This is a genomic window from Gordonia otitidis NBRC 100426 (assembly GCF_000248075.1).
GTDB classification, from domain to species: Bacteria; Actinomycetota; Actinomycetes; order Mycobacteriales; family Mycobacteriaceae; genus Gordonia; species Gordonia otitidis.
Genome location: NZ_BAFB01000051.1, coordinates 1 through 19,041, shown reverse-complemented (window position 1 = coordinate 19,041; position 19,041 = coordinate 1). Strand labels below are relative to the sequence as shown.

At 63.4% G+C, this 19,041-nt stretch carries 12 protein-coding genes; 11 read left to right on the top strand and 1 reads right to left on the bottom strand.

The annotated features are described in order from the left end of the window. Window positions 1-465: 465 nt before the first annotated feature. A complete protein-coding gene (locus tag GOOTI_RS25620) occupies window positions 466-1,170 on the bottom strand; it encodes a hypothetical protein (RefSeq protein ID WP_138985169.1) in 705 nt (234 codons plus the stop codon). Between the two features lie 262 nt (window positions 1,171-1,432). Between GOOTI_RS25620 and GOOTI_RS04985 the strand changes: the two genes are divergently transcribed. From GOOTI_RS04985 to GOOTI_RS27110, 11 genes are all read left to right on the top strand, one after another. Further along, window positions 1,433-2,725, top strand: a complete 1,293-nt coding sequence (locus GOOTI_RS04985) for a hypothetical protein (RefSeq protein ID WP_007237479.1) — start codon at window positions 1,433-1,435, stop codon at window positions 2,723-2,725. Then, entirely contained in the window at window positions 2,722-4,599 is a 1,878-nt protein-coding gene (locus GOOTI_RS04980; RefSeq protein WP_007237478.1) for a hypothetical protein, read from the top strand. The genes GOOTI_RS04985 and GOOTI_RS04980 overlap by 4 nt, the downstream gene beginning before the upstream one ends. A 292-nt stretch (window positions 4,600-4,891) precedes the next feature. Further along, window positions 4,892-6,757 carry a conjugal transfer protein gene (locus tag GOOTI_RS04975; protein ID WP_007237477.1) on the top strand — a complete coding sequence of 622 codons (1,866 nt, stop codon included), beginning with the start codon at window positions 4,892-4,894 and terminating at the stop codon, window positions 6,755-6,757. A gap of 45 nt (window positions 6,758-6,802) precedes the next feature. Continuing rightward, complete coding sequence (locus GOOTI_RS04970) at window positions 6,803-7,132, top strand: hypothetical protein (protein WP_007237476.1); 330 nt, start codon at window positions 6,803-6,805, stop codon at window positions 7,130-7,132. A 30-nt stretch (window positions 7,133-7,162) separates the two neighbouring features. Then, complete coding sequence (locus GOOTI_RS04965; protein ID WP_007237475.1) at window positions 7,163-7,729, top strand: hypothetical protein; 567 nt, start codon at window positions 7,163-7,165, stop codon at window positions 7,727-7,729. After that, on the top strand, window positions 7,726-10,842 hold the full coding sequence (locus GOOTI_RS04960) for an ATP-binding protein (protein WP_007237474.1): 3,117 nt from the start codon (window positions 7,726-7,728) through the stop codon (window positions 10,840-10,842). Before GOOTI_RS04965 ends, GOOTI_RS04960 begins: the two co-directional genes overlap by 4 nt. 24 nt (window positions 10,843-10,866) lie before the next feature. Next, a complete protein-coding gene (locus GOOTI_RS04955) occupies window positions 10,867-14,043 on the top strand; it encodes a hypothetical protein (RefSeq protein ID WP_007237473.1) in 3,177 nt (1,058 codons plus the stop codon). Window positions 14,044-14,055: 12 nt separating this feature from the next. Next, window positions 14,056-14,922 (top strand): hypothetical protein, encoded by an 867-nt coding sequence (locus tag GOOTI_RS04950; RefSeq protein ID WP_007237472.1) that lies wholly within the window; start codon window positions 14,056-14,058, stop codon window positions 14,920-14,922. An 18-nt stretch (window positions 14,923-14,940) separates the two neighbouring features. Continuing rightward, a complete protein-coding gene (locus tag GOOTI_RS04945) occupies window positions 14,941-15,342 on the top strand; it encodes a hypothetical protein (protein WP_039993437.1) in 402 nt (133 codons plus the stop codon). Continuing rightward, on the top strand, window positions 15,339-15,965 hold the full coding sequence (locus GOOTI_RS04940; RefSeq protein ID WP_007237470.1) for a hypothetical protein: 627 nt from the start codon (window positions 15,339-15,341) through the stop codon (window positions 15,963-15,965). The genes GOOTI_RS04945 and GOOTI_RS04940 overlap by 4 nt, the downstream gene beginning before the upstream one ends. A gap of 200 nt (window positions 15,966-16,165) precedes the next feature. Continuing rightward, the coding region (locus tag GOOTI_RS27110) for a transglycosylase family protein (protein ID WP_051997862.1) at window positions 16,166-19,041 on the top strand (2,876 nt) is incomplete at its 3' end.

The following is a 19,041-nucleotide window of genomic DNA, read 5'->3' as shown; positions in this document are numbered from 1 at the left end:
AGAGGTGAGCAACCCACCCACCGTGTGTGACTGGTGGGGCAGATGTGGCTACTTTTGACACGCCGAGCTGCGGACAGGTGGACCCGTCCAGCGGGTAGGGGGTACCCTCTCATGTGCACGCTCCTTCATGCGGGTACAACAAACGCCCGGACCAGCTGTGGTGGCTGACCGGTAGTGAATCCCCGTGAATGGGCAGGCAACAAGAACACCGACGGCGTGGCAGCCGCTCGGGTACTCTCAAAAGGACGGCCCCGCGCCGCGCTGGAGTTCTGGCGAACTTCTCCGAAGGCCCTCACCTCTGGTGGGGGCCTTCTTCATTGTCTGATCAGGGGTGGTGTCGGGTTGGCGTCCCGGCCCTGTGCAATGAAGAAGGAGATGATTGCGCGACTACGCGTAGGCGTCCTCACTCTTGTGCCGCGAACCCTGGTCGGGTTGTGCTATCGCGGGGTGCGAGTGGGGCGGCGTTCACACCGCTGTCGACATCAAGTCCAGCTGCTCTCCCTTCGTTGCGGTCGTTGCGGTGATCTCATCGCTCATCGCGGTGAGAAGTTCGGCGGGAATGCCGGTCGCGGCGACGATCTCGGCGACCGGTGTGGCGCGGCGAAGTAGTTCTCGCGCGCGAGTCATTTCTTCGGCCGATCGGCCGGTGTCGACGAGTTCGCCGCTGTAGAACGCGAGCGCGGTTTGCCCGGCGGCGTCGCCGCGTTGCACGTCGTCGAGTTCGTGCAACGCGGTGCGAATCTCGTCGAGGTGGTGCAGACCAACCCACAGCAACGCCGAGCGGATTGTCGCGTACATGAACGGGGTGGCGGCGTGCCGGGTGGCGGTGTCGGTGACGATTGTCGAGTACACCGTCGGCAGCATCAGGCAAAACCGTTGCGGCGCACCGTCGATGCTGGTGTTGACCCAGGCGGGTAGCTTCTCGTCGGCGTGAGGTTGGGTGAGTGCTGGTGGGATGGGGGCAGGCTGAGCGTGCCAGCGCACCAACGCATTTGGGAGTTCATCGAGGTGGTGGAGGCCGGTGACGACTGCGGCGGCAAGGATCTCGCCGCGGTCCCGGTTGTGGAGCTGACGAAGCCGGTGCACCAGATAGGTGTCGTGGGCTGCGACGGCAACACGAAATTCGTCGCGCCGACCCTTTGACGGCCGGCCTCTGCGCGCACGCGCCATGAGGGTTCCCCTATATATGTGTGTTGTGGCTTCGATGTATGAAGTCGGAGCCTACCGGTCAGTGTCACTCCCGGCAACCAACTACCACCGGGCGTGTTGTCCGAGAAATTCCTCGGTGCGCACGACGCTAGCCGTCTACGTGCACAAACCTGCCGACGACACGCCGCCCCGACCGATTTTCTCGGACAACACGCCGAATGAAACGCGGCGTGCATAATCAGCAGCCATACATCGAAGCCACATCTCCTCGGAAGGCCACACCGTGGGCATCTTCTCGTCGAAGACGGCGCAGCAAACGCCACCACCACAACCCGAACGCGAACAACGCTCACGCAGCCCGATCTACGGCTGGCTACTGATCGGCGTCCTGGTCACCGTGTTCTTCACCGGCTACACCCTCATCGCCGCCGCCGCCATCCTCGCGTTCGAGAAACGCCGCGTCCGCACCGGCTGGTTCCTACTGTGGGCGGCCGTCAGCTTCCTCATCGGCCGGCTCGCCGCCGGCTCCATGTCCAACTGGTACGGCTGGCTGCTCGCCCAAACCGCCGTCCTCCGCCTCATCCCCGACTCGGCCGCCACAACTGGTGCACTAGCGGTCGCCGCCTCATTCCGCACCGAACCGATCGCCGCCGCGGTCGTCACCACCATCGCCGCAGCACCACTGGCCTTCCTCACCGCAGCAATCTTCGCCCGCGTCCGCGCCTTCTCCCGAGCCACCCGAGGCCAAATCGAAGGCGAATCACACTCCAACCACCGCCCCGTCGGCATCCTCGACAGGCAACGCATACAACGCAATCGGCGACGCGTCGCCGCCGCCCACTACATGCCGGAACTGCAGATCGCGCCACCAACATTGGCTGAACTACACGCCCAACTCGCCGACCTCGATCCCGACCACAGCCCACCGGCTCCCGCAGAGATCACCGACACCGCCGCCGACCACGAGAACGTCCCCACCGACGACACCGACTCGACGAGACGACCACCGGTGCTGCGTGAACTGCACGACCAGCTGCAACCGCACATTCAGACCGTCGCCAAGCTGCTGCGCTCCCGCACACCGCGACCGACCGACGATGCACCGGCAGGCGCATCCGAAGTGACCCGCCCCGACCCTGAGCCCGACGCCGCACCGCGAAACCCGTTCGCCCGCAACCAGACACCAGCCATGAACGCCGTCGCCACTGCGACTCCCACCACACGCGCGCAACCAGATACAGCTGTCGTCGACGCTGATGACGACATGCTGGACACCGCCAACCGTGAAGCCGAACCTGCATCAGCAGACGACCCCATCGACACACCACCGGGCGCTGAGACCACCGATGGCGCCGAGACCACCGACATGTGCGCCGACGACCACCGCGCCGCGTCCGTCGCCACACAAGACCCGATCGTCGACCACCAGGACATTCGCCCTCATCCAGCCCCCGCTAGCGACCCGCCGATCGCTATCAGCCTTGGACGTCGACGCCAGCGCAGTGCACCACCGCCGCCACCGCCGACACGATTCCGCACCTCCGTGACCGCCCAACAGGAGACCACTCAGCCATGAAACTGTGGAACACGAAGCGTTCAGCGTGCCTCGGCGTCGGCAAGTACGGGCAACCCGTCGGGATACCGTTCGACAACTTCGGCAAGCTGCTCCTTGTCACAGGCAGTTCACGTACCGGCAAGACCCGTGTCGGAAACTCCGTAGCGCGCCAAGTCTCCGCCGGCACCGGCGCCGGTCAGATCGTCATCTGCGGTAAGCCCGACCCGTCATTCGAGGCGGAAAAGGCAAGAGACGCAGAACGTCTCGGGCGTAGCTTCCTACACTTCACCATGACACCCGGAGGCGGCATCTATCAGCGGGCCCACCCCTACTCACCGCCCCGGCCCTGCCACTACGACCCACTGAGCCGTGGCAGCGGCGCCAGCCGCGCCAACATGCTCGTCAACTCCGTCGCCCACAACCCCGAAGCCGAGGTGTACCACCGGAACGCTGTTGAGATCTCCGGTCTGTGCTGGGATATTGCCCGCTACAACGGATTCGACCTCGAAACCGACCCCGACACCGGGGCGGTACGCAAACGACGCTCCCTCGACGTCCTCACCGACATGCTCGAACCTGAGACCCTCGATGCCCAGGCCAAGATCCTCTCACCGGAGTTGATGCTGCGTCATCACCCCCACATGCAGTACGCCGACGCCGAATCGATGGTCAATCACCTACGCTCGAGGGCCCTGTCGATCGTGCGGAATGAACCGAAAACGAAGTCAACCGTCGGTTCGTCCATCGCCGACCTCCAGTCGATGATCAGCAACTTCATCGGCTCGTCCGCGTTCTATCCGCAATCTCTGTCCGAAGGGTCCGCACCAGCACTGCGTATCGACCTGCTGCGGGCCATCGTCCGCGGCGAAATCATCCTGTTTTCGCTGCCTGCCGCCGAGTACCTTGGCCAAGCACAATCGTTGACCGCTCTGATCCTCCTTGATCTGCAATCAACCATCGCCACCCTGCGCGAGTTCAAAAGACAGTTCAGCAACAAGAAGGCCGACGACACGCCCTGGCCGCCAGTCATCCTGCAACTCGAGGAGTTCGGCAGCCTCGCCAACGCGGCCGGCGCCACCGCACTCATCGGACTGGTCAACAAAGCCGCCGACGTCGGTCTGATCCCCATCGCCTCCACTCAGGCGCTCGCTGACATCCGCAAAGTCGGTGACAACTACCTCGAACCGCTTATCGCGAACACCAGCGACATCGTCACACTGCAGATTGGTCAGGAAGAAGACGACACCGACATCTGTGAGTTCTCCGGGCACGTCAACAAGAAGATCGCAACCGAAGACATAGAGGTAACAAACAACCGTCTCGGATTGTTCACCGGCGCAAAGCAATCCGCCACGGTACGAGCAACAGACACTGAATCCACACGGGTGCCCAAGGGTGCTGCGCAAGCGTTGGCCAGCATCCGAGACGACGACTACCGCGAAATGCTGTGGATCACCACCGCTCCCAAGCTCACCGCAGTGCACTCATGTGGACCCGAAGGACCCAACAACTGGCACGAGACGCTGCAGATGGTGCCTGTCGACGAACCGCCGCTCGGCTACACGCCATTCGCCAACCCCACCGACGTCGAACGATCAGAACTGTCCGCCCGCATCGAAACGCTGCGCCGCATCAACGACGAATGGGATCCCGACGGACTCTTGGCGCGTGTACGCGCCTTCCACACCGTCAACCTCGAGCCGACTAACGTCGACGATCTCCGCGCCGAGATCGACGACGTCAGTACCCCTGCACCACCGCCGGCGACGGTGCAGGTGCCCGACGACGACATTCCGCTGCCTGACGAACCTGTGGACGACGAACCAATCCCAGCGCCGCACGCGAACCCGTTCCGTGACGCCGTCGTCGACGACAGCGACGACGGCCTGCTGTAACCGACGCAGTCACCCCTAGCCGCAGACTGGGCTGCGATAGCAAGCCGCCTCGCTGATGCGAGTGAAGCGATGCAGTGTGCGCGACACCAGGCAGACACAACCACCTCGCTGCTGACACCAGTGGTAAGCGCAGCTAGAGGGTGTTTTCGTGCTGCCAGAAACTGAGATCCACGGCGGTGAAAAGGCCGTGATCTAGACTTCGTGTCACATACATCGAAGCCAATCAGGATAGCTGCTCCATATGACACGGCCCAGCCGTGTCAACCAGGCTATCCACGTAAGAGGAGAACCCGTGTCAGACGGCGACACGTTCCGGCTACGGCCCTACGACGCTGGCGAACGACCAGCGTTCACCGCGGTGTTCGCGACCGAGCAGCCGCCCGTCGACGCCAACTATCGGCTGCCCCCACACTCGGATTCAGCTCTGGCCGAGTACGTTCAGGCACTTCGGACAGCACCGATCAACCAGGCGGCCACCGCCCTCGCACACGCAGACACACCGTCGCAGAGCATCAGCATCGGGCGGGCACGGCCACGACATGCCTCCACCGCCAGCACACCCGCAGCCGCCCCGCCGCCACCGACTGCTGCAGTGGGACTGCTCGACCGTGAACCACCGCCACCCGAGCACGATGATCCACCCGAAGCGCCCGCTATACCCGCCGATCCACCACCCGACGCCCCTGCTATCGACGAGGATCAGATCGTCGTCAACCTTCCCCGCGAAGGTGACGACTATTATCTAAATGGCAAGGGCCATCGCGTCTTCGAGTACTACAGCAGCATCGGCACCGACCGGGTAGCAGTCGATGCCAACAACAACGACCTCACCGATGAAGATGGCAACCTCATCTACGTCACCAACAAAGGTGTCGCTGTCGACGACCGCACCGGCCTCGCCGATTGGATTCGCAAGGGCCGCCACCTCATCAAGACCGGAGGTGCGAGCAGCGAAGAACTGCCCGACGACACACCTGAACTGTTCGACAGCAACGGTGTACCCATCGAGCACTTCCCGGTCCCCGCAGTCGGGAAATCACCGGTTGTCACCGCCCGCGTGTGGGGCACACGCAGATTGGTGTTCCTCGCGGCAGTGGGGTTGTTCGCGGCGGCTGTTGCCGGCAGCTGCGGCGTGTACATGGGCCGCTCGGCGGTGCCTGCCAACGGCGTGATCAGCGCCGACGAACGCAGCACATACCGGCTCACTGATCTACCCGCGGCTGCGATGGCTGCGTTCGGTCAGCAGTACCTGCAAACCTGCCTAACCCACGGAGACGCCGACCAGGTGCAGGCGCGCGCTGCGGCGCTGGCGTCGATGACCACCGGAGGGCCGAGTGCTCAATGCGGGTGGCAGTCCGGCGGCAAAGTGCAAGCACCGCAGCTGATTCAATGGACAGGCAGGTTCACGCCGATTGATGGTTTCACGGGCGGTCGTGCCGCCTACTTCGTTTACACCGTGTCGATGGAGCCGGGACGATTCGACACCTACTCGGTACCGATCTGGGTGAACACGGCCGCCGAAAGCAACGACATGTCGATCGTCGGGGATCTTGGTGTCACGCCGGGCATACGCACCAAGAAGCCTCCCGCCTTCACCCCGGACGGCCACAACGACAGCACTTTGGCCAGCGACCTGCAATCCAGCGTCCTCGAACCGTTTTTCACGGCATGGGCATCGAGCAACTCTCAGCAGATCGCGCTCGCCGCATCCTCGGACGCCAAACCCGATGTGAAGGCCGGGCTCAACGGCGCATTCTCCAATCCACAGATCACGTCTGTGCAGGCATACACCACCTACGACACAACAGCAGGTCAACGCGTCGTCTACGGCAACGGCGATTCCGTCACCGCCATGGTCAATGTGACCTGGCAGGTGAAGGCCAGTGAGTCGACGCAGGTAGCTGGCTACCGAGTGTCTTTGCGCTACAACGACGGCAAATGGCAGGTCTACGACATAGGAGGTGGAGCGCTCACTGACCGCGCGGCCGACCCGAACTCGTCGAGCGGTGGGTCATCCGACAGCATCGACGCCGGCATCTCCGATGGCGCCACCGGCGGTCCAGTAGCGACGAGCACAACACCACAGTCCACGACTGCCGAGCAGCCAGCCCCGTCAACCGACAGCACTGCCGAGACAAGCGAGTCCGTCGCCCCATAGCCGACCGCCGAACCCACCAGACAATCCATATGAAAGGCAACGATCATGAGTCATCCCGCAACCACTCAGACGCTGTACATCGCTGCAGGACAGGGCGAACAAGGCATCAACAACATCCTCAACAATGTGAAATCGCTACTCCTGGGCGTCGGATCGACGCTCGCAGTGGTGGCGCTAGTCGTCGTGTTCATCTTGATGATGGTCGCGATTTTCAAACCCAACGGAGGTGTGCGTGAGCACATCGGCAAGATCGCAATGGTCTGCCTTGCCTGTGTGGGCCTGGGCCTGGCTGGGGTTCTCGTCAGCATCGCCATCAACACGGGTGGCGAGATTGGGAACAACCAGCAGACCGTTCAGCAGGACGGCGTGAACTGACCGTCGCACGCGCTAACAGGAAGAACGCTAGTGGCCACAGAGGGACGCGACTACACCGGCATCGTCCGATTCCAGGGGAAGCTGTTCAACATCTCCGACATCTCCCTGGCGGGCGTCGGCGGTATCACGCTGCCCGCGTTAACCATGGCCGCCATACCGGCCTTCATTATCGCGCTCCTCATCTTCATCACCGTGATGATCGTCAGCAGCGCAAGTATGGGATTCCTAGTGGCGTCACTGATGTTCTTCCTGGTTGGCATACCTCTCTATGTGTGGTTCAACAGGGACTCCGCTGATCGGGAAAAGCCTTGGCTTCGCGCCAAACTGTGGGTGGCTGCGCGGCTGACCCAGCCCACCCACATCGCCGAACGCGGCAAAGACACCCTCGCCGACGACCTGTGCTGGCAGGTGGTCGTTCCGCGGCCCGCCGGCTCACCCCACATCCATGCTGGTCGCGCACTGCGCAGCTGGGGCGTGTACTGGCCGCAACCCAAAGAGTCACCAGAGTTTGTCGTGCACAACGACTTCCACATTTTCGACCAGTGGTACGAACGCCTCGGCAAGCTCGCCGAGGCTGACGGCGGAGGCAAATCATGAGCATCCTATTCATTGTGATCGTCCTGCTGCTGCTCATGGTTGGGGGAGCGGCAGCCGTGTTCATGATCCGGACACGCAAAGCGCCCAAGACCGAGTCGAGTTCCGGCACGGCCGAACGGAAAAGGAAAGCCAACTCGCGGCGCTTGGGCTACCGCTACATGGAAGACTCTCCCGCGTTCTTCTTCATCAAGGACCGCGGCGTCTGGACTGGCGTTCGGTTGGACACCACCACCGACGAGTTCCAATCCATGGCGGAACAAGAATCCGCCGTCGACAGCAACCTCGAGCCGATGCAGGCACTCCTCGACTACTTCGCCGCCCAGTCCGGTAAGCGAGAAGCGTCAGTACCCTGCCACGAAATCGTGCGCAACATGCCGCCCGACACCAGCGATTGGAGCACACGCTACGACGCATCCCACTGGGATCCGACCGCACTGTTCTCCGGTCTGGTATCGGACAAAGTGGAACCACACATCCGTGACGCTGCCCCAGTGCGCGCCCGCTACCTACTCATCCGAATCGGTGAGCAGAAGGGAGAAGTCGGCATCGATCCCGCCGACCGAATCCTGGACGCCGACGACGAACTCTGCAACGAACTGTTCACCGTCCAGGAGCTCAACAGCTTCCGCAACCAGGCCGCAGAAGTGCTGGCACGGCTCGCCGACTATGGCACACCGATGGATCGCAGCGATCTCGCCTGGCTCATCCGTAAGACACTCGCCGGAACACACCCTGTTGACACGACCACCGACTATTCGCGAACCCGGTTCGCCCGCAACACCTGGTTCGACGAGCTCGTGTTCTTCAACGGCGAGAACCTCAAACAGCAAGCCGCAGTCCGCATCCCCAGCCCCGACGCCGACGACGACGACGACGGAGTCAGCGGATCGTGCTACACGGCCGCGCTCACAGTGTCGACCGCCGAATCCCGCATACCTTTCGACTATTGGAATGCGTGGGGGCGGGTTCTGCGTCGCCTACCGAATCCCCCGGAGATCTCCTGGCGGTACCGGCTCGTCAGTGAACGCCTATGGAAGCGCATGCTCGACGACGCGACGAAAACGATCGCCGACGAGGTGAATGACCGCAACAAGAACGGCGGCGAGGCGGCCGTCAACAATCCCCGTTTCGCTGAGATCGCGGCAGAGTCCGCCGAGGTGCGCGAACAGATGGCGCTACGTCCCCAACCAGGGATGATCGGACAGCTTCGCATCATCATCAGCGCGCCCACGCTCAAGGAACTCGCGCGCCGCGAGCAAGAAGTCAAAGACGTCATGAAGAATTTCGTCAAACTCGAGCGGCGTAAGAACCTGCAGTACGCGCTTCTGGAAGAGCAGCTCCCCGGCGACTTCGACACCGCCCGCATGGGAAGCCGCGTGCTGGCAAAGGACTTCCGTGATGGTGGCGGCGTCGACGTCGGCACCCGCTACACCGACCTCGAAATCCTGTCGATGGCCCGCCTGGACTCGGCGCCCACTGTCGGCGACGGCATCGAGATCGAGAACGCAACAGGGCAAGAGCTCGGCTGGTACGGCCATGTGATCGGATACGCCGCCGAGAACGGAGCCATAGTCCACTTCGATCCGTTCGTCCCGATGGCCAGAAACGGCGGCGCCGGTACCGCCATCATCGGCGCGACCGGCGGCGGCAAATCGACCCTGGCGTTGTGTCTGTTCTTTTGGCTGTCGGAGTCGGGAGTGCAGACAGTCGTCCTCGACCCGAAGAACGACTTCGAAAAGTTTGTGCACTACATCGCATTCGGCCCCCAGGTGCTCGAAGACGGCTTCGCCGAAGCTGCAGCGGCGGGCACACTCGGACTGCCCGACAGCCCCTTCCAACCCATCAACCGGCAGTTCTGGGATGACACCAAGGTGGTGTCCCTGACGACGGGCAAGTCAGGATCGATGGAGCCGTGGCTACTTACCGACGACTTCGAGGAAGGCGAAGCGCTCGCACGTCAGCAGATCGACCACCTGTTCTCCGATCTGTCACCGCAGGACCCCCGCAGAAACAGCATCGAGCTGGCGTTCACCAAGCTGCGCGAAACCTACAAGCAGGGCGTCGCCGACGACCCCAACTATCCATTGCCGCGCCTCAGCCAGCTAGCGGACCAGATCGCCGACGACATCGAGTACTACTCCGGGGTGCTCGACAAACATGCTGAGAAGATCGACGCCAAGCAGGCACGCGACCAGCTCATCACCCTTCGCAAACGACTCGAACGCGCAGAAACACAACCGTATGCGCGACTACTGTTCGGGCACAGCGATGTTGACGAAGGATCAATGATCCGAGGTTTCACTCATCGTCGCACCGTCATCACGATGATCGGGTTCAATCCGCCGAAGTCTCAGGAAGAGGCAGCCGTCAATGAGTCGGCGCGCGCCGCGAGCGCCGCCATGTTCACGGTGCTGTGGCAGGTCGAGCGGGTGTTCAGCGCTGCCGGCATCTCCATCAGTCCGCACCGACGGAAGAAGGACACACGTCCGCGTGCACTGTTCGTGGACGAGGCTTACATGATAACCGCCTTCGCGGCCGGAGCGAGCCTCCTCAATCGTGCACTGCGGCAGGGCCGCTCCCTGTACTTCGCGGTCATCATTATCAGCCAGCAGGCCAAGGACATTAACCGCATCGAGGAGGCTCAATCGTCCGGTGATGAGGCCGACAAGAACCAGTTCTCCACGGTGTTCGTCTTCCAGCAGAAGGGAAACGCCGAGGCGCAGGCTGCACTGAAACTGTTGCGGTCCTCGACGTCACTTGATGATGAGGATTCAGCCATGCTGTCGCACCGCCTGCTAAAGCAACGCGCAGGCGGAAGTCTGTCCACCGGTGTGTGCGTCATGAAAGACGCCGACGAGCGCGTTGCGACCGCTCACATCGACTCGCTGTTCGACGAACTATTCCGGGCCTGCCAGACGAACGCGACACAGCGCGCCACCGCTCAAAGTCACCCCATATCCTCTGACCCACGCGAGTGGACGCTGAACCCGGCAGTCCGCGACCGCACCCAGTTCACTGCAGTGATCGGTGGCCTCGACGACGCCGAAAGTGAGATCGCGACCCGCATGGGATTCGAGTACGGCGAGTTCGACGATCTGGCCCAACCAGCCTGACGCACAAGCAAGGAGCCCTCAAGGATGACAACCACCACCCCGGCAGTCGCCAGCGCATGGCGTGCGCTCGGCGATCTTGGCGTGCACGTGGAGCGCGCCGTCACCCGGGTGCGGTGGACAGCGGTCGCAGCGTGCGCGCTCGCGGCACTGTTCGTGGCGGCCACCTGGGTGAGGATGGGTGTCGGTGTCACCGTCGTCAACGCCGGGCTCATCGGCGCGCTCGCAGTGGCAGTGTGGCTACGCCGATCGCACCCACAAGTCGCTGGCGTGTTGGCATCGTCAACGCTTGCCGTGCTGGCGGTGATTGCTTCCACGATGGTGGTGATCGCAGCGACCGGAGTGGTGCCGGTGTACCCGCTTGTGGCGGGTCTGGAACTGGTGGCTGTCACCGTTCTGGTCGTGGTGGCACCGCACCGCGGTGTGCACGTCGGATGGAGTGTCGCGGTAGCGCAGGGCACGATCCTGTCGGCGGTGCCGGTGTGGATGTGCGCACCCAACAGTGGTTGGTCGTCGGCGGCCACAGCACTATCGTTCGTCGTCGCCGTCGCCGGAATCTACTTCCGCAGCCGAAAAGCGCAGCCCCGTAACAAGAAGCTGTGGCGGGCGAGGATCGCTCGCGCTGCCGGTATTGTGCTCGTCGCAATGATCGGTGGGATGGGGTTGACTCTTGGCGCAGCCCCGCCACAGGCCAAAGCATTCCTGGGCATCGGCGACTATTTCGAAACCAAAGCCAACGACCTGATCTGTTCGTTCACCAGACCAGATCTGACGCAGGAACCCACCGGCACAGGTCCCGAGTCACTGTTCGCGTCCCGCAATCTCGGCAAGGTCAAAGCCGCACCGAACCTGGGTAACCCATCGGAAGTGCCGAACTACTCCGACCAGATCGGAAACTTCGATCGGCTCGGCCCGAACTACTCGCTCGACAACTACACGCTGTTCGAGATCGCCGGCCTACGCGGCCTGAAATTTGTTAACTGGCAGAAGAACTCGGACGGGCAGGAGGTGTGCTCGATCATGCCGTGGATGTCGGTCGTGACCGGCAACCTCGTCATGAAGGTCAACGAGTACATCCTGCAGTTCGTCATCTACGTGAAAGAGATCTCACAGTCGGGGCGGCCGCTGCAGTTCCTGTACGACAAAACACTGCCGTACGTCGACGCCATGTTCACCTACCTGTTCGCCCCGATGGGCGCGGTCATGCTGATGCTCGGATTCATCCGACTGATGATCGTAGGCACCATCAAGAACGGTGCGCGCGGCGCGCTCGGCGAAGTGGCCGGCATCGCCGGCGTACTGCTGCTTGGGGGGCTGCTGTTCACTGGTCTGGCAGGTGCGGGCTGGAACAACCCGAACCGTGGGTGGTTTCTGCTCGCATCAGTGGGTGACACGATGGTGGCGTCACTCAATTCGCAAGTCGCCGAAGTCACTTTCGACACGATTGTCGTCGGCTCATCAAAGATGATGTGCCAGAAGCCCCGCCCAGTGCCGACCGGCCCTAACGAGGACGAAGCGTTCGCTGCCGCGGTGCCAGGGCAGCGGTACTCGTCATGCATTCTGGCGGAATCGTTGGCGTACAGGCCGTGGGCGATCGGACAGTTCGGGTCAGCCGGTAACAACGAGATCAAAACGGCAACCCGCATCACACGCTACGGCGACCCGCATGTCGGAGGACGCACCGATCTGATCAAGTCCAAGGATGACAAAGCAGGGCAAGGACTTCCCTGCTACAACAACTACCGCGGATGCACCGACATGCGGAGCTATTTGATCGCGCAGGAAGGCGGCCCCTCCTTTGCGGCGGCGCGCGTGAAATGCATGGACGGCAAAAGCGACTACACACACCTGGTGCAGTGCGACCCCTACCATGCGGTCGCCTACGAACTCGACACGCAATCGAAAAGCACCAACCAGGTGATCGCGAACAACGCTGCCGACATGCAACGCTCCTACCAAGGGATGGGATCGTTCCCGCACCTCACCCAGGCACTGGTCGCGCTCGTCGGCACCGGTGTGATCGCTGCCGGTGTCGGCACCATATCGCTGATGTGCCTGTGGTGGCAGTTAATGCTGTTCGGGCTGTTCCTATTTGGGCCGTTCTATCTGCTTGTGGCAAGTTTTCCCGGGCAGTCCCGCCGAGCACTCGAGTACGTGTCCAACTTTGCTGGCACGTTTGCTCATCGCCTCGCCTACGGAATCCTCGCGTCACTCATGATCGTCATTGTCGCATTGATTTTCAGCGCCCCCATGTCGATGGGTTTCAAGATCCTTGCGCTGTTCGGGACACTGCTCATGATGCTCAAGATGATCCGCAAGACCGGGGAGATGGCGAAGGTCAAAGGATCAACGATGCAGAATCCGGGCATGTCGGCCGGCACCGCGTTGGCCTTGTACGGCGGCGCGAAAGTGGCAGGAAAAGCGGCTGGGGCTACTGCACGCGGAACCGCGAAGACGGGTGCGTTCACCGCCCGCCAGGGTCGCAACGCACTGATCGGTCGACCGCAGAAAGACACCCCCACCGCTCCTACTGGTGGGGCGCCGGTGGCGTCGGGAGGCGGTGACGGAGGCAGCGGATTGAGCGTTCGTGGTCGCCCCATCGGTGGGATCGCCGGGTTCGCGGCGCCGAAGGCTGCCGCGGGTGCCCGGCGTGCCGGATCTGCAGCAGCAGCGGCAGGACGCCACGCCGGGCAGGGTGCGGCAGCAGTCGGTAGGGGAGCGCGGTTCGTGGCGAGCCCCGCGCGAGCTGCCGCCAGTGAGGCCGCAGCCAACACCGAAAACGTTGTGCGATATGGGCGACTGGGTTCGGGTGCTGCGCGGGCGCGGCAAGCCAGCGCGAACGCTGCCAGCGGGCTCGGCCGGTACACGCAGAAACCGGTCAGCCGCCTCGAGTCGGCGATGGATGCGTCCGGATCGTATGTGCGGTCGGCGGGTGCGGGTGCGGCGAGAGAAGCCAAAGGTGTGGCATCGCTGATCGTGCCGCGCAGCTATGCCACCGGACTGTCAGAAGAACGGCGCACCGCATTGGATAACCAGGCATCCGCGTCGTGGATTGGGTCAAAGCTGTACGGCGACGATCAGGCAGTGTTTGGTCGCAGCACCATGAGCGACGCCGCACACCGCACTGACACTCGACGACGAGCAGCCAGCGTGTCCCGATACCAGCGGGCCGCCGAGTTCCGCGACCGGTTCGGCGACAAGTAACGGGGAGCAGCGATGACCTATCCGATGCCGGCGAACAACCACAGACCCCGCCGAGAGATTGTCGCCACCGATGTTGCAGGCTTCCCTGACAGTGCTGCTGCAGCCGGTGTGCCACAAGGATGGTCCGACGTCGCTGTCGAGGCGATGTCAGTGTCAGCGATCGACCTGCAGTACGATCCCGACGATCCCAGCGATGCGGCGCTGGTGATCACTCTGGCCGGCACATCACGCAGCGTCGACTGCGAGTACACGCTGACCGAAATGAAGTCGTGGTGGCTGCGTGGTGGTCTCGCCGCGCAACATGCAGCCGTCGACCAGGCGCGCACCGGAGCGCAGCGCGTCGACGATGGACAGACTGAGCCGACCGGTCTTGTGGTGGCCAACATATCTGTGGGAGCTCACCTTTCGGTGGGCGCCGTGGAAATCCGATACAGCGCCGCAGACCCGAGTGATGCGGCCCTGGCAGCCGTCATCACCTGCGACGGAGTTGACGCTGTCGACATCGAGTACCCGTTGACCGAGGTGAAGGCGACTCGACTTCGCAACGCCGCCGCCAACCAGTACCTCGCTGTCTGCGAACTGCAGGGCGTCGAGGGCAATAACGGAGTTGAGGTTGCGAGCTGGGAGAGCAGTGACGCTGAAACTGATCCTGACAATGAACTGGGTGACACCAGTTCTGACGACGCGGAAGGCAGCGACGCCCAACGTTCCCGGATCGCGGCCATTAAGGATCCCCTCAACCTCAACACGCTCATTGCCTCGCACGCCGAAGGGTCAGAGATTCGGGGCATTCCCGTGGGCAAGCTGCTGTTCTGGGGACTGCTCGCGTTGTTCGCGATCAGTGCAGCGATCGGCCTCGTCTCGATTCTGTTGGGCTGAGCCTGCAGGGGGTGCGGCATGAGTCGACGGGTCTCGGCGTCAACGTCGTCGCCGCCACGTGCTGCTGCTCCGGCGCACCCACCTGCTGACGTTGACACACCTGCATCGGCGCACACGGCTGGTGATAGTCACGCGACACATCCTGACCGGTCGCAGACGAAGCCGTCGAACCTCACCACCGATGACGCATGGGTGTGGTTTCAGCGGCAGGCGCGTCGCCCGTACCTCCGCTGGTTGGTGTGGATCTGTCTGGCGGTGCTGGCTTCCGGGGTTGGCGAGAACGAGATCACTCGGCGTAGCGCACTGGTGTTCTTCGGGCTACTGGTCGTCGACGTTGTGGGGTGGTTGCTGTGGCTGGCCGCGACTCGGGCGTGGCGTCACGCGCGCAGCGCCCGCCAGCGCAAACGAGGCGTCGAGTGAAAGCCCGCGCAACACTATTCGCCGCCGCCGGTGCGCTCATGACGGTGGCGGTGGTTGCTGGGTGCGCGCAGCCAACAACCACAGTGGACACCCAGCTGGCACCACCGCCTACCGTCACCGACACAACCGGGCCCTCGAGTGCGGCGTCGTCAGACGGTGCAGGCACCGACGTCGACGTCGACTCGGCGCCGGGCGCGCCGCAAGCAGGCCGCAGCAGCACCGCCCTGCGGTCAGTCGCCAACTACTTTGCCGTGCACTTCTCCAAGTTTTCGCCGTTCACGTTCGATCCGGCAGCTGAATGGTTCGACAGTTGGCAGGCGTTGGCCACACCACAGCTGGTGGGCAAGATGCAGGTCGGTCTCATCGACGAGTGGGGGTGGACCTGGCAGCAGCAGGTGAAAGCATTCGACAGCCGCATCGTCGGCACAACATCGGTGTCGGTGAACGACGCCGATGACACCGCTGTGGCCACCGTGGTCATCGACCGGCTTGTGTTGGGAATCAACGACACCGCCGACAAGTCACGGCAGCAAACTCGCCGCTACCGACTGCAGCTGGCGTTGCGTGGGGCTGGTGACATTGCGTTGGTGTCGGCCGTCGACGAATCCGCACCAGGACAGTAGTGGCTGGCGGCAGCAAAGGTCCCGGTGGCGGTCCGCAGAGTGCGGGCCGCAACAAACGTGTCAGCGCTTCCCATAATGCGCCCCGGTCGGCGCCACGTGCTGGTGCCCGCCCGCAACCACCATCATCGCCGCGGGGGCAGCAGCCCTCACCCACCACCCAGCCGAGCGCGGCCCGCCGAAAAGACAGGCCTGACGGGCGTGTGAAAGTCGCCGCCAACGAAGCGACACGTCAGGCGGCCAACGCTGCGATCGTCGGCGTAACCGGCGGTGCAGCGGCGCCGGTAGTCAAGCTGGCCACCAATCTGATTGGCAACGATAAGAAGGCCAAACGCAACCGTCGCCGTGTCTACATCGCGGCCGCTGTGCTGATCCTCGCGCCCATGCTGGTGATGAGCATGGTGTGGACGGTGGTGCTGTTCACGCTGATGGGTGGTGCTGCCGGTGCCGCTGGAACCGCTGCACGAGACAACGGGCAATGCCTGGACATTTCAGCGCCACGCATCACCCAGCCCGGCGGAACTAACGGTGCCGCCCCAGGCAGTGCGGGCGCCGGGACTCTCGGTGCACCCCTCGACGCGGAGTACATGAAGATCACGTCCGGCTTCGGCGGCCGTGAAACACCCACAGCCGGTGCAACCTCGTATCACGACGGAGTCGACTTCTCGGCTCCCGGGATCTACGGCAAACCGATCTATGCACCAGCTGACGGTGTTGTGTCACAGGCAGGTCCGGCAAGCGGCTACGGCAACTGGGTCATCATCGACCACACTATCGGCGGACAGAAAGTGTCAACACTGTACGGGCACATCGAAGATGGGCACGTCCACGTGCACGTCGGCCAACATGTGACCGCCGGGCAACGAATCGCCGACGTCGGCAACGCTGGCGCATCAACAGGGGCGCACCTGCACTTCGGTGTGTATCCCGGCGGCTGGAAGTCGCAGGGCGGCGTCGACCCGATGCCGTGGCTGTCGAAGTTCAAGGCGCAAGCCTCCACCAGTGGCGGTGGGGGGCCACCGGCAGCTGAGAACGCCGCAGCCACAGGCGCTCCCGCAGCGCCGCCCGCCCCGTCAGCACCAGGGGTGGTGACGGCCGCCGACTGGGAGTCGCTGGCCAAACTTGAATCCGGCGGCAACTGGTCCACCAACACCGGCAACGGGTTTTCCGGCGGCGTGCAGTTCACACAGAGCACGTGGACAGCGAACGGCGGCGGAAAGTTCGCGCCTCAAGCGTGGCAGGCCAGCAAAGAACAGCAGATGGAGGTCGCCAACAACGTCCTGAAAACGCAAGGCTGGGGTGCATGGCCGCCGTCGGCTCGCGTGCCCGGGCTGCGAGACAAGAAGCCTGCACCCGAGGGCGCCTTCACCGGTGGCGGCAACCCGTCACCGCAGCAGCCGGCAGGAGCGCAGTCGACTACTGCCGCTGACCTGCCCGCGTCACCGAAGGGTGACGAAGCGAACCTGCAGGCCAACGCGCAACGCGGCATGCGGCTGACCGCTCAACTGTTCCCACAGGTCCAAAAGATCGGCGGGTTCCGTGGCGGGCCGGATGCGCAAGATCACGGCACCGGCTCGGCGATCGACGTCATGATCCCCGACTACGCATCCCCAACGGGGATCGCGTTGGGCGACAAGATCGCGAAGTTCTACATCGATCATGCCGGTGATCTCAAGATCAAATACATCATCTGGCGCAACAAGATCTGGCAGAACGGATCGTGGAGCGACTACGGCAACACCGGCAACGACACCAGCAAGCACAACGACCACGTGCACCTGTCGTTCAATCAGTCCGGGCCACCGACCGCGAAAGTGGCGGGACTACCAGGAATCAGCGCCAACACGGCTGCCGCACCAACCGGTGACAGCCCAGACGGTGTGCAGCCCTACACCCCCGACGGTGAGCAGAAAACACAAACACTCACCCCCGAGCAGCAAGCAAACATCAAGGCGATCATCTCCGCGGCGCGCCGCTCCGACGTTCAGCCGCAGGGGCGGGCAGCGGTGTTGGCGATCGCCTACGCCGGTGCGCAAACAAACTTCATCTCCAAGCAGCCCACCGACCAGGATCCGCGCACCGGCATCTTCGGTGAAGTGCCGCTCGACGGCGCTGCCGGCGCAGACACCACCAACCTCGTGAACGTGCAGTACGCGGCGAGCGCATTCTTCGATCGCCTCAAAACGGTGGCCACGCAGGACCGGCAATGGGCGACAAAGAAACTCGCAGACGTTCTCGTCGAAATGTATCCAGAACAGGCCACTCGAGGTGGCGAGTTCGGGTCGTGGGAGCAGCTGGCGATCGGCGCCACCCAACAACTATGGAAAGACCAGTACTCGCAAGCCGGCGCCTCTTTGCAGTCGGTCACCAACATCAGCTGCGCGCAAGGCACCGTCGGAGGACGCACCCTCAAACCGGGAACCGTTCCGCAACGGTTCGTCAAATGGATCACTCTCGCCGGACAGATCTGCGACGGCATCACCGCGCCACTGTTGGCCGCACAGATTCGCGCCGAGTCCGGGTTCAACGAGAACGCGACAAGTGTCACTGGCGCACAGGGCAGTTCGCAGTTCCAGCCAACGACGTGGCCGACGTGGGGTGCCAAAGTCGACGAGAACGGCAAAGCGATCTCCCCGCCAGGCACGGGCGACCCACGCAACGCTGCTGACGCCACCATGGCGCAAGGGCACATGATGTGCGCCGACTACAACAACATGAAGAAACTCATCGCCTCGGGCCGCGTGAAGGGCGACCCGGTGGCGTTGACGATCGCCGCCTACAACGCTGGTATCGGCGCAGTCCTCAACGCTGGCGGTATGCCGTCCGGCGGGGACTACACCACCCAGACGCAGCCGTACGTTGCCCGAATCCTGCAGTGGGCGAAAGAATACGACGGCGGCGGGCAGCAACTGGCCGCCGATCCCGGAAACGGCGGCAGCAGCGGCGGTGGCTACCAGCAGGCTGTGTCGGTGGCGATGGCCCAGCGCGGAAAACCGTACGTGTGGGGTGCGACCGGCCCCGACAGCTTCGACTGCTCGGGCCTCACGCAGTTCGCGTACAAAGCTATCGGCATCAACCT

Coding starts and splice junctions, on each gene's coding strand:
- GOOTI_RS25620 (WP_138985169.1), bottom strand. CDS start 1,170: ATGGCGCGTGCGCGCAGAGGCCGGCCGTCAAAGGGTCGGCGCGACGAA.
- GOOTI_RS04980 (WP_007237478.1), top strand. CDS start 2,722: ATGAAACTGTGGAACACGAAGCGTTCAGCGTGCCTCGGCGTCGGCAAG.
- GOOTI_RS04970 (WP_007237476.1), top strand. CDS start 6,803: ATGAGTCATCCCGCAACCACTCAGACGCTGTACATCGCTGCAGGACAG.
- GOOTI_RS04960 (WP_007237474.1), top strand. CDS start 7,726: ATGAGCATCCTATTCATTGTGATCGTCCTGCTGCTGCTCATGGTTGGG.
- GOOTI_RS04955 (WP_007237473.1), top strand. CDS start 10,867: ATGACAACCACCACCCCGGCAGTCGCCAGCGCATGGCGTGCGCTCGGC.
- GOOTI_RS04950 (WP_007237472.1), top strand. CDS start 14,056: ATGACCTATCCGATGCCGGCGAACAACCACAGACCCCGCCGAGAGATT.
- GOOTI_RS04945 (WP_039993437.1), top strand. CDS start 14,941: ATGAGTCGACGGGTCTCGGCGTCAACGTCGTCGCCGCCACGTGCTGCT.